This is a genomic window from Candidatus Cryptobacteroides sp. (assembly GCF_056207615.1).
Genome location: NZ_JBAEER010000067.1, coordinates 1 through 9,992 on the forward strand (window position 1 = coordinate 1; position 9,992 = coordinate 9,992).

General features: G+C 54.9%; 8 protein-coding genes and 1 pseudogene. 1 reads left to right on the plus strand and 8 read right to left on the minus strand.

What is annotated here, in order from left to right:
* Positions 1 to 498: hypothetical protein (locus AC06ND_RS04030; protein WP_475677709.1), on the minus strand; the 498-nt coding region annotated here is incomplete at its 3' end.
* A gap of 500 nt (positions 499 to 998) precedes the next feature.
* Here AC06ND_RS04030 and AC06ND_RS04035 point away from each other — a divergent pair.
* Positions 999 to 1,430, plus strand: coding sequence for a helix-turn-helix domain-containing protein (locus AC06ND_RS04035; RefSeq protein WP_475677710.1), 432 nt, complete (start codon positions 999 to 1,001; stop codon positions 1,428 to 1,430).
* Positions 1,431 to 1,485: 55 nt separating this feature from the next.
* Here AC06ND_RS04035 and AC06ND_RS04040 read toward each other — a convergent pair whose 3' ends face one another.
* The 7 genes and pseudogenes from AC06ND_RS04040 to AC06ND_RS04070 all read right to left on the minus strand — a co-directional run.
* The gene (locus AC06ND_RS04040; protein ID WP_475677711.1) at positions 1,486 to 2,808 is read right to left on the minus strand and encodes a lipase family protein; all 1,323 of its coding nucleotides are present in this window, start codon (positions 2,806 to 2,808) and stop codon (positions 1,486 to 1,488) included.
* 254 nt (positions 2,809 to 3,062) lie between these two features.
* The gene (locus AC06ND_RS04045; protein ID WP_475677712.1) at positions 3,063 to 4,181 is read right to left on the minus strand and encodes an alpha/beta hydrolase-fold protein; all 1,119 of its coding nucleotides are present in this window, start codon (positions 4,179 to 4,181) and stop codon (positions 3,063 to 3,065) included.
* A 10-nt stretch (positions 4,182 to 4,191) separates the two neighbouring features.
* Positions 4,192 to 6,633 carry a bifunctional aspartate kinase/homoserine dehydrogenase I gene (gene thrA / locus AC06ND_RS04050; RefSeq protein WP_475677713.1) on the minus strand — a complete coding sequence of 814 codons (2,442 nt, stop codon included), beginning with the start codon at positions 6,631 to 6,633 and terminating at the stop codon, positions 4,192 to 4,194.
* Positions 6,634 to 6,677: 44 nt separating this feature from the next.
* A complete protein-coding gene (locus tag AC06ND_RS04055) occupies positions 6,678 to 7,706 on the minus strand; it encodes a C40 family peptidase (protein WP_475677714.1) in 1,029 nt (342 codons plus the stop codon).
* 8 nt (positions 7,707 to 7,714) lie between these two features.
* Positions 7,715 to 8,203 (minus strand): DUF456 domain-containing protein, encoded by a 489-nt coding sequence (locus AC06ND_RS04060; protein WP_475677715.1) that lies wholly within the window; start codon positions 8,201 to 8,203, stop codon positions 7,715 to 7,717.
* A 2-nt stretch (positions 8,204 to 8,205) separates the two neighbouring features.
* Complete coding sequence (locus tag AC06ND_RS04065; protein ID WP_475677716.1) at positions 8,206 to 9,633, minus strand: aminopeptidase P family protein; 1,428 nt, start codon at positions 9,631 to 9,633, stop codon at positions 8,206 to 8,208.
* A gap of 4 nt (positions 9,634 to 9,637) precedes the next feature.
* Positions 9,638 to 9,992, minus strand: a pseudogene (locus tag AC06ND_RS04070) (hypothetical protein); the annotation flags it as partial.

Genomic DNA, 9,992 nt, shown 5'->3' on the forward strand with positions numbered 1-9,992 from the left:
AGACCTGGCGAATTCGACCTGGGTGCGTTTTGTTATGCCCTCCCTGTCAGAATCATGCGTCATGCCCCAGGTCACTCCCACCTTCGGGCTCAGCTTTGCGAAGAGCTGGAGGTGCTTGTTGAAGGTGAAGTCAAATCCGAAGTTGAGCGCAAGTGAAACGAATGGATTCAGATCATTGACAGGATGGATCAGCGTGGTATATCCATATCCGCCGTGCACGCCGGGGCCGGCCCAGAGGTTGAAGGTTCCCTTGGACTTGGGATAGCTCGCAACGATGAATTCATAGTCGGCACCTGCATCGAAGCCCAGTCCTGTGCCGTTCAGCAGACCGATATCTGCACCTACGCGAAGCTCGATGAACTGCTTCTCGCCAAGCGAGTGCTGGTAATAGACACCTTCACTGACAGCTGAGAAATAGGCACCGACAGCCCTTGGCTGGGAGAAAGCCGCAACACTTGCAAGCAATGCGACAAGGGGAAGAATCAATGTTCGTTTCATAATACTGTAAACAATTTTTCGATATTCGAACAAAATTACCTTTTTTATGCCGTTCGCCTGTCACCCTTTTGGGTGTTTTGTACTTCAAGGGAATCAAATTCACCAAAAAGTATTACATCAAAGGACAATAAAATCCACCCGCAGAAAAAAGGAAATACTACCTTTGTCTATATAAAACGAACCCACATATGAACGACGTCAACCGATTATCATTCAAGCACAATGAGTCATATAAGACGCCTATGGTACTGGACCGTGACTCTATTATTTCTGCCGTCGCAAAAACAGCGGAGCTCTGTAGTCAAAGTGCTTTTATAATAGATTTTGTAAAGCATGAGATTATATACCATACGGATCGACTATTGTACATCGACGAGGCATCGCTGAGCGACCACAAACGTCCCTGTTATAATCCTTATTGGGGACTTGTATCTGATGAAACGTTGACAACTCTATTTCTCATAAGAGATAATAGTATTGTATACAGTAAAGATATCTCGATGGAAGAATGCTATAACCATGTCTGCACTATCGATTTTCCCATCTGTATCAGGAACCGCGAAATTTTCATAACCCAAAAATTTATTCCTCTTGAATTGAGTCGCAACAGAACGGTCCAGCTCGGTCTTTTCACGATCTGTCACTCGAATAAGACACAGATCGAAAGCACGATCATCATTCCTAACGGAAGACGATTCTCCTTCGACTTTTCCAAGAACAGATATGTCGAGTATAACTTGGATACAGTCTTAAGTCAGACCGAAAAAGCCATTCTGAACAGAGCGAGAATGGGTATGACCACGGAGCAGATCGCTGAGAGCCTATTCATCTCCGTCAACACGGTCAAGACGCACCGCACGAGGATTTTCAGCAAACTCGGGGTAAAGAACATTTCTGAAGCCATCGCAGTCATAGGAAACTACCTTCTGTAAAAAATAGCCACCGCCTGGGGAGGACGGTGGCTGATTTGTTAAGTCAAGTTTAGGTTTATAGCTTATCGGCGAGAAGCTCCTCGATCATGATGAGCATGCCGGTAATATGCTGGAGAAGGGCATCGCCGATGATCTTTTCGTTCAGCGGCACGATGCGAGTGTTCATGTGCTCATTGTTGAGACCTGCGTAAGCCTGCTCGAAGTTAGAGAACGGAACGACTCCGTCAGGATTGCAGTGGAAGAGGGTGAGGTCGTACTCAGGAGCCCATCCGTGGCAGAGGTTCTGACGATCCATGAGCTCGAGAAGACGCGCGAGGTTCTCAGGATAAGCCTCAAGATAGTCGAAGTTGAGGATCTTGCCGAGGTCGGCGCCGTTGAGCTTGAGCATCACGTCGATGATACCCTCCTTGTTCGCACGGATGTGCTGAGGGACGCCGGTAGAGAGCGCCCATGGAGTGAAGAAATCCTCATAGTTCATGTCTGCGACCTCTGAAGGGTAGCTGTTGAACATGCTGTTGATCACGAGCGGAATCACTGCGCCGAGACCCATCTTCTTGCCTGCCTCATAGTCCTTGATATAGCTCTCGAAGGTCTGACGGAGATCGTATGGACCCTCACCGCAGTATACGTGCTCGAGGTGGAGCCTGTTCTGGGTAGCGGCGTCGAGCCCCTGTACGCGACGCAAAGATGCGAGAGATACAGAACCACCCTGTGAGTAGCCGAAGATCGTGGTCTTGTAGTTGGCGTCGAGAGGGAGCTTCTTCGCCTTCGCGAAATCGAGAAGGGTCAGGAGTGCGTCAACGCTGGTACGGCCGTGAACCTCATGGTTGAGGTAGAGGTCAGGATGCTTCGCAGAAGAGCCGAGGCCGATATAGTCCGGAAGGATGCAGAGAGCACCGGTCGCTGCCATGATCGCCTCAACGGAGGTGTACTTGGTAGGAACGAGCATGAAACCGATATGGGTTCCATGGTTGATGAGCATCACTTCCTTGATCTTCTTGAAGAGAGGATAGACGATGAGTGCGGAAGCGGTTACAGGCTGATTGTCCTGATCGAGAGTCTGGTACTCCACGCGAGCTGTCTTGTAGAGTGCTGGGACGATTGCCTTGGTCTGAGGGTCCTCGCTGATGAGCTTCGCGTCGGATGCGTTGAATGCATTGAGGAGCTGCTCGTAGATCTCCGGATCAACCTGGTCCTGAAGACCTGCCGTAACGTCAGAGAAGAGCTCTGCGCCCGAAACTTCACCTTCCTCGAGCACATTGAAAGACTGCTCGAAAACCTCTTCTCCGTTTCCTGCAGGAAGGAGAGTCTCCTTCTGGTTGCATGAAACGAGGATTGCTGACATAGCCACTAAGGCCACAGTAAGAATCTTTTTCATGTTAGATCGGTAACTTTTGTTATTGCGTCGCAAAAGTATGGCATAAATTACTCAAAACTGCGACCAGAGTTCTATTTTTCTCGCCCATTTTCCGCTTTTTCGCCATTTGGAATCGCATTTTGTTCCACATGACGGAGTAAACTGGAAAAAGAATTCAGGTCGCTCCAGGCAGTAAGCGGCACTTACTACAGGTGGAACGACCTGAAAGAGTATTTCGAAGCAAGGATTGCCGGCAGATAGACCGCCGGGGCCTGCTACTTGAAGATCTTCGGAAGGAATTCGTGAAGGCTGCGGCGCCAGGTCTGCCACTCGTGGGCAGTGTTAGGCGAAACGTAAGTCTCAGCCTTGATTCCAAGAGAGTTGAGAAGGTCCACGTTGGTCTGTATCCTCTCCGGATACTCAAGCTCGCCGCAAGTCTCGAATACGAGCTTCACGGTCTTCTTGTCAATCTTCTCAGGGTGCTCTGCGACACCGCCGCTGAAGATGCCGTAGTATGCGAACATCTCGCTGTGGCCAAGGCCGACATTGTTGGTGAGCATACCGCCGAGCGAGAGACCTGCCATGGCCCTGTGCTGAGGGTCTGCGATGGTCCTGTAGCTTGCGTCGATGTCAGGAATAGCCTCCTTGATGAACATATCAGAGAAGTTCTCCGACCATGTGTCAGAAAGTGCGAGCCTTCCGCGGTTGTCACCAGGACGGTATACGAAGTCGTTGTTCATGACGATGATCATAGGCTCCACGCTACCGTCAGCGATCATGTTGTCGGCGATGATGGCTGCGAAACCAGAGTGTGTCCACTCCTGCTCCATCTCGCCTGCTCCGTGCTGGAGGTAGAGCACAGGATAGCGCTTGTCCGGGTTGGTCTCATACTCTGCAGGAGTATAGACATAGGCCCTGCGCCACTCCTTCGAAACATGTGAATAGAACCAGTGCTCGCGAACCTCGCCGTGAGGCACGTCCCTCATCTGATAGTATGAATCCGACGGAGAAGCCACCTCGAGATAGCCTGCCCAACCGTTGCTGTACACGACGTCCGCACCCGGATCGGTATACCTCACGCCGTCGATGACGAGATAGTAGAGGTTGAATCCCACCTTCGGAGACTTGGTGATCACGTTCCAGTAGCCGTCAGCATCAAGCTGAGCCGGAAAATCTACGCTACAGAAGTTCACCTTGACGTCCTTCGCGGTTGAAGGAGCCTTGAAGCGGAACCAGTATTCGCCGTCAGCGTTGATCTTAGGATACTCTGACTGACGCTGGGTAGAGGTGGTGCGTGTCCATCCTTCCTGAGAAGGCGGAGTGAAGAGATCCTGTGCGCTGGCAGACATTGCTACGGCAAATGCCATTGCAAGAATTGAGATAGCCTTTTTCATAGTATTAGTATTATACGTTTGCGATGTTCATGATATCACCAAACACACCTGCCGCGGTAACGCTCGCTCCGGCGCCGTAGCCCTGGATGAGCATAGGATACTGCCTGTAGCGCTCGGTGGTGAGGAGGATGATGTTGTTGCTGCCCTCGAGCTTGTAGAAGGAGTGGCCCTGAGGGATCTCTCTGAGCTGTACTGAACCCTTTCCGTCCTCGAGCTTGGCAACGAACCTCCAGCACTTGTTCTCCGCCTCGAGCCTCTGCCTGCGGGACTCGAAGTCCGCATCAAGCTCTGGAAGCCTCTCCCAGAAGTTCTCTAGGCTGCCCGCGAAGAGCTCGTCTGGAACGAAGAGATGCTTCTCGACGTCCTCCTGCTCCATCATGTAGCCTGACTCGCGGGAAAGGATGACGAGCTTTCTGATCACGTCCTTGCCGCAGAGGTCGATACGTGGATCAGGCTCCGAGTAACCCTCTTCCTTCGCCATCTGGACGGTCTTGCTGAAAGGAATGTCCGCGCTGATGGTGTTGAAGATGAAGTTGAGGGTACCTGAGAGCACAGCTTCGATCTTGAGTATTCGGTCACCGCTGTCCCGGAGAGAGTTGATGGTATTGATGATAGGGAGACCCGCGCCGACGTTGGTCTCGAAGAGGAACTTTACACCCCTCTTATGGGCGGTCTCCTTGAGCTTTGCATAGTTCGCGTACTGAGACGAAGCCGCGATCTTGTTTGCAGCGACGACGTGCACGTTGTGGTCAAGGAAGTCGAAATATGCGTCTGATACCTCTGCGCTGGCTGTACAGTCCACGAACACCGAGTTGTAGATGTTCATCGCGAGTATCTCTTCCTTGTACTTCTGGAAATTGTATGGCTCGCTTGCCATGAGCCTTTCCTTGTAGCCATCGAGCTCAAGTCCGTCCCTGTCGAAGATGGCATGGCGGCTGTTGGCGATGCCGACCACGTTGAGCTGGAGGTTCCTGGTCTCCATGAGGTTCTGCCTCTGGCTCGCGATCTGCTCGATGAGGTTGCCTCCCACGGTACCGATACCGCAGAGGAAGATGTTGATCACCTGGTACTCCGAGAGGAAGAAGCTGTCGTGGATGACGTTGAGCGCCTTGCGGAGCCACTGGCCGTCTACGACGAAGGAAATGTTGGTCTCGGCAGCACCCTGGGCACATGCGATCACGCTGATACCGCTGCGTCCGAGAGCACCGTAGAGCTTTCCTGAGATACCTGGAGTCTGCCTCATGTTCTCACCGACCACCGCAACGGTGGCCAGCCCGCTCTGAAGGCTCATAGGATACATCGCACCGGTCTGGATCTCCTTTGCGAACTCCTCGTTGAGCACCTGGCATGCGAGAGCTCCGTCCTCGTCCTTGACACCGATGGAGGTGTTGTTCTCCGAAGAGGCCTGGCTGACGAGGAAGACGCTGATTCCGTTCTCCGCGAGGGCAGAGAAGATTCGCTTGTTCACACCGATCACACCGACCATCGAAAGACCGGCGACGGTGATGATGCTGGTATTGCTGATAGAGGAGATACCCTTGATAGGGCGGCCCTTCACCGCTGCGGACTCGTTGCTGATCACGGTTCCCTTGACCTCAGGACGGAAGGTGTTCTTGATGAGGATAGGGATGTTCTTGGCACAGGCAGGATAGATTGTAGGAGGGTATACGACCTTCGCGCCGAAGTTGCAGAGCTCCATCGCCTCGAGATAGGTAAGCGAGTCGATGGTGTAGGCTGTCTTGATGATCCTCGGGTCAGCGGTCATGAATCCGTCCACGTCCGTCCATATCTCGAGGCTGTCGGCATCCAGGGCCGCCGCGATGATGCTGGCGGTGTAGTCCGAGCCGCCTCGGCCGAGGTTGGTCACCTCACCGCTGTTGATGTCGCGGGAGATGAAGCCAGGGACAAGGCTGATCTGCTCGCTCTTTCCCAGACCTGCGAACTCAGCCTTGATGAGCTCATTCGTGGTTTCGGTGGCGAGGAGGTTCCTGCCCTGCTTGCGCACGGTCTTGATGAATTCGCGGCTGTCGTGGAGCACGGCGCCGTCGATCATTACCGAACATATATCGCTCGAAATCCTCTCGCCGTAGCTGACGATGGTGTTCGAAGTCTTCTCAGAGAGGTCACGGATAAGGAAAACTCCGTGATAGATGCTGTTGAGCTCGGAAAAGAGCGCATCGATGCGCGAGATGAGAGCATCGCGCTCCGAGCCTTCGCTGATGAGGTTCTCGACTACTGAGTGGTGGCGGGATACGATCTCGTCCATCGACTGAAGATAGGCTTCGTCGCCGGCCATGGCCAGGGACGCCGTCTTGAGGAGCTTGTCCGTAATTCCACCGAGGGCAGACACGGCAACCACGACTGGCTCGTTGCAGCCTTCCACTATCTTCTTCACATTCCTGAGGCTCTCCACCGAGCCTACGGATGTTCCACCGAACTTGAGAACTTTCATATACTTTTCGAATTATTCAAAGATGCGAATATAGACATATTTTTTTACTTAATCCGGAGCTTGCGGCCCAGATGGAGGGTCGTCTTCTCGGATATGCCGTTGAGGCGGCAGATGGTCTTCACCGAGACACCGTATTTCTTCGAAATACCGTAGAGAGTGTCGCCCTTGACGATGGTATGATATACGGCCGGAGTCTCTGCCTTTACGCTCTCGGAGTTTCCTGGCTGATCCTGCGCTGCCTGGTCTGCTGCTGCCGCCTGGTTCCTTGCGGGCTGGCTGCCGGAGGCTGCAGTGCCTGGCTGAGCGTCTGCCTTGGCGTCGCCGCCCTTGTCAGACTTCCCGGAAAGGGTCGGAATCTTCACCATCTTGCGAGGGACGGCCTTCCACGAGCCGTCAGGATAGAGCACGATACGGTCCGATACTTCGCCGTCCGGCGTGGTCACCCTGCCGTCGGAGTCCACCAGAGCCCATTTCCCGCTCTCGAAGACCACCATCCTGAGGTCTCCTTCTCCGAGGTCTATCCTGTCCGGAGCTATGCTCACCTGGGCCTGGTCCTCGAAAGGATATCTTCCGCCGCTGTAGTCTGCGACGAAGTCAGGGAGTATCCTTCGCACTCCCATCACGCGGGTCTCGTAATAAGGCTCGCTCATCATCGAGATCCTCACGCCGGCCTTGTCCGCATGGATGAAGCGTCCGGTGCCGCTCTTGGTGTCGAAATCGATGAAGATGCCCACATGTCCGACCTGGCCCGTCTTCCTTCCGGAGAAGATGATGAGGTCGCCCTTCTGGAGTTCGCTGAGGTCGCCGCTGACTTCCCTTCCGTCGAGGGCCTGGTCGCGCGAAGAGCGTCCGAGGGTGTAGCCGAAGCGGTTGTACACATAGCCGGCGAAGCCGCTGCAGTCGAAGGATTTCGGTCCGCGCGCTCCGTATTTGTACGGCTTGCCAAGGTGGGTCTGGGCTTCCTCGATTATGAGGTCCGCCGCTTCGGCTGCGTCCACCTCAGTCCACTGGGTCTGGGCGAAGGCCGTCACAGCGACGGCAATCCCTATCAAAAGGCTAAGAATCTTCTTCATCCTGTCTTCTACACGTTAACGATTATCATCCACATCATCACTCCCGAGGCGACAAGCTTGAGGCCTGTGCCGGTGAGCACGCCCACGAAGGCTCCGACAGCGGCCTTGGCCGCTTCGAAAAGGTCCTTTCCGCCCCAGTAGAGCTCAGAGACGAGGGCGCCGAGGAAGGCTCCCAGGATCATTCCTATCGGGGTAAGGAAGCAGCCCACGATCATTCCCGCGAGGGCTCCCCTGGAGGCGTAGCGGCTGCCGCCGGTGGCCTTGGTCATGGCCGCCGGGAAGAGGTAGTCGACCACGGTGACGATCGCGGTGACCACGAGCATGGTCAGCAGGAGGCTGGCCGCGAGAGTGTGGCCGCAGCGGATGGCCCCGCCCCAGAAGTAAAGAAGGAGCATCCCCAGCCAGCTGATGGGCGGGCCGGGGAGTCCTGGTATGATGCTGCCGACTATGCCGACGATTCCGGCACAGATGGCAAGGATGCACATTGCTATTTCCATTATTATTCTGCAGCCATCGCTGCTTCCACGTCGTCCGGCGCGATAGGGAGACGCTTGCTGCCGAGCCTGCGCGCTCCGTCCTCGGTCACGAGAACGTCGTCCTCGAGACGGATTCCGCCGAAATTGTAGTATTCCTTGAGCTTGTCGTAGTTGACCATGCCCTTGTCTGTGCCGTCCTTCTTCCAGCTCTCGATGAGGTCAGGGATGAAGTAGATGCCAGGCTCGTCGGTGAGGACGTTGCCCGGAACGAGAGTACGTGCCATGCGGAGGCTGCCAAGACCGAGCTGAGGAGAGCGGCTCTGGTCGTCGTCGTATCCTACGAGGTTCTCTCCGAGATCCTCCATGTCATGTACGTCCATACCCATGTTGTGGCCGAGGCCATGAGGCATGAAGAGACCTGCGATGCCCTCTGCGAGCATTGAGTCGAGGTCGCCCTTCACCAGGCCGAGCTGGCTGAGGGAGTCGAGCATGTGACGAGCCACTGCAAGATGTACGTCACGATAGCGCACACCCGGACGGGCAAAGCCGAATGCGAGTTCGTTGCACTCATATACGATCTGGTAGATGTCGCGCTGCCGTGAGGTGTACTTGCCGGCAGTCGGATATGTGCGGGTGAAGTCGGATGCATAGTGGACATTGCTCTCAGCACCGGCGTCGATCACGAGAAGTTTGCCGGGCTCGATCACGGCCTCGTGCGAGTGGCAGTGGAAGATCTCTCCGTGCTGGGTGAGGATGGTCGCGAAGCTCGGACCCCAGCCCTTGCACATGGTCACGCCCTCCATCTTGCCTACTATCTCCTGCTCGACGGTGCCGACCTTCACGCCCTGACGTGCCACGGTATGCATCTCGTAGCCCAGGTCGCAGGCCTTGTCGATCTCCGCGATCTCGAGAGCGTCCTTGACGAGCCTCATGCTGATGACTGAGCGCACGAGCGCGTCAGAAGCCTTTGCGCAGCCCTTCTTTCCGGCTGTCACCACCTCTTCCGGTGCAAGACCAAGGAGCGAGGCGAGGGTCATCTGGGTGTAGTGGCGCGCTGCAGGTAGGAAGTGGATCGCGCGACCCTTTGCGCGGGCTGCTGCGATAGCCTTCGCGAACTCGGCATACGGACGGCTGTTCGCCACGCCCACCGATGCCGCCTTCACGGCAACGCTGTCCTGAGGGCCCATCCAGATGATGTCGTCGATGTCGACGTCGTTTCCATATATGCACTCCTCTCCCGTCTCGAGGTCGAGAGTCGCAGCGAAGAGCGGCTCGTCAATGCCCCAATAGTAGAGGAAGTTGCTGTCCTGACGGAACTTGTAGCAGTTGTCCCAATAGTTCATAGGAGACTCGACGTTTCCGAGGAAGATCGCGAGTCCCTTCGCGCCCCTCTCTGCCATCCTGGCAAGGAGAGTGAGCCTTCTTGATGTGTATACTTCTGATGCAAACATGTCTTTATCTGTATTTGTCGAGACCAGGACGCGAGAGTCCGGTCACGAGGTCGTTATAGTTCTTGCCGTCACGTGGGCAGATGACGAGGACGTCTTCCGTATCGATTACCATGAAATTCTCGAGGCCTCGGACAGCCACGAGCTTGTCCTTACGGTCCGTAATCACGAGGTTCTCGCTGGATTCCTGGATAATGGAGTCCGTCGCAACCACCGCATTTCCGCTGTCGTCAACCTTCTCCACATAGTCGTAGAGCGAGTCCCAGACGCCGATGTCGGCCCATCCGAAGTTCGCCGGATAGACCCATGCGCTGGAGGTCTTCTCCATGACTCCGAAGTCTATTGCCTGCTTCTCACAGCCG

Bases quoted from the DNA above. Each gene is read 5' to 3' on its own strand.
- AC06ND_RS04065 (WP_475677716.1), bottom strand. From the start codon at position 9,633: ATGTTTGCATCAGAAGTATACACATCAAGAAGGCTCACTCTCCTTGCC.
- AC06ND_RS04040 (WP_475677711.1), bottom strand. From the start codon at position 2,808: ATGAAAAAGATTCTTACTGTGGCCTTAGTGGCTATGTCAGCAATCCTC.
- AC06ND_RS04035 (WP_475677710.1), top strand. From the start codon at position 999: ATGGAAGAATGCTATAACCATGTCTGCACTATCGATTTTCCCATCTGT.
- AC06ND_RS04045 (WP_475677712.1), bottom strand. From the start codon at position 4,181: ATGAAAAAGGCTATCTCAATTCTTGCAATGGCATTTGCCGTAGCAATG.
- thrA (WP_475677713.1), bottom strand. From the start codon at position 6,633: ATGAAAGTTCTCAAGTTCGGTGGAACATCCGTAGGCTCGGTGGAGAGC.
- AC06ND_RS04060 (WP_475677715.1), bottom strand. From the start codon at position 8,203: ATGGAAATAGCAATGTGCATCCTTGCCATCTGTGCCGGAATCGTCGGC.
- AC06ND_RS04055 (WP_475677714.1), bottom strand. From the start codon at position 7,706: ATGAAGAAGATTCTTAGCCTTTTGATAGGGATTGCCGTCGCTGTGACG.